General features: G+C 47.2%; 1 rRNA gene and 1 other annotated feature (both cut by a window edge). The gene reads left to right on the top strand.

What is annotated here, in order from left to right:
- Positions 1-91, top strand: a 23S ribosomal RNA gene (locus RUMTOR_RS14035) (its annotated part extends 1,566 nt beyond the left edge of the window); the annotation flags it as partial.
- Between the two features lie 103 nt (positions 92-194).
- Positions 195-1,464, top strand: a sequence feature (23S ribosomal RNA rRNA prediction is too short) (it continues 339 nt past the right edge of the window).

Consider the following 1,464-nt stretch of genomic DNA (forward strand, 5'->3'; position numbering starts at 1 on the left):
TGTACCTTGAAAACTGCATACAGAGAAAATCAATGATAAGATAAAATATCTAATCAAGACATCCGAGGTAATGTTATTTAACAATTACTATAAAGTTTGAAGAAAACAAACTAAAAATAAATTGGCCTAGAACCAACACATGTAACGCTATACATGTGTGGATAGAAGTTCATTCCCGTGAACAACTATCGTTTGGTTATGCTGATAAGAGCGTATGGTGGATGCCTTGGCACTAAGAGCCGATGAAAGACGTGATAAGCTGCGAAAAGCTTCGGGGAGGGGCAAATACCCATCGATCCGGAGATTTCTGAATGGGGAAACCTAACTGAGCAAACCTCAGTTATCCTGACGCCAATCCATAACGTCAGGAAGGGAACCCGGTGAACTGAAACATCTAAGTAGCCGGAGGAAGAGAAAACAACATGTGATTCTGTGAGTAGCGGCGAGCGAAAACGGAAGAGCCCAAACCGGGATGCGTGCATCCCGGGGTTCGGACCGCGGAATTGATTCAACAAGTTTAGCAGAACAGTTTTGGGAAAGCTGACCAAAGAGGGTGAAAGTCCCGTAAGCGAAAGGCGAGTTGACATGGCGGTATCCAGAGTAGGTCGAGACACGTGGAACCTTGACTGAATATGCGGGGACCACCCCGTAAGGCTAAATACTCCTTAGTGACCGATAGCGCATAGTACTGTGAAGGAAAGGTGAAAAGGACCCCGGGAGGGGAGTGAAAAAGAACCTGAAACCATATGTTTACAAGCTGTGGAACATCTTTATATGATGAACCGCGTACTTTTTGTAGAACGGTCCGGCGAGTTACGCTGGCTGGCGAGGTTAAGCACTGAAGGTGCGGAGCCGAAGGGAAACCAAGTCTGAATAGGGCGAAAGTCAGTCGGAGTAGACCCGAAACCGGGTGATCTATCCATGTCCAGGTTGAAGTTGCCGTAAAAGGCAATGGAGGACCGAACCCACATCCGTTGAAAAGGGTGGGGATGAGGTGTGGATAGGGGAGAAATTCCAATCGAACCCGGAGATAGCTGGTTCTCCTCGAAATAGCTTTAGGGCTAGCCTCATACAAGTCTTGCGGAGGTAGAGCACTGAATTCCTACGGGGGCGTCAAAGCTTACCAAGGGATATCAAACTCCGAATGCCGTGTAGATGATGTATGGGAGTCAGACTATCCGAGATAAGTTGGGTAGTCGAAAGGGAAAAGAGCCCAGACCTGCAGCTAAGGCCCCAAAATGTGTGTTAAGTGGAAAAGGATGTGGGATTTCGAAGACAACTAGGATGTTGGCTTAGAAGCAGTCATCCCATTAAAAGAGTGCGTAATAGCTCACTAGTCGAGAGGTCCTGCGCCGAAAATGTCCGGGGCTGAACACACTGCCGAAGCTCAGGGATGAACAGTGATCAATACAGATCAATGCAAGAGGGAAAGCTTCTTGATGAAATCAAGAAAGATTCCCAAAC

Source organism: [Ruminococcus] torques ATCC 27756, assembly GCF_000153925.1.
In the GTDB taxonomy this organism is placed as follows: domain Bacteria; phylum Bacillota; class Clostridia; order Lachnospirales; family Lachnospiraceae; genus Mediterraneibacter; species Mediterraneibacter torques.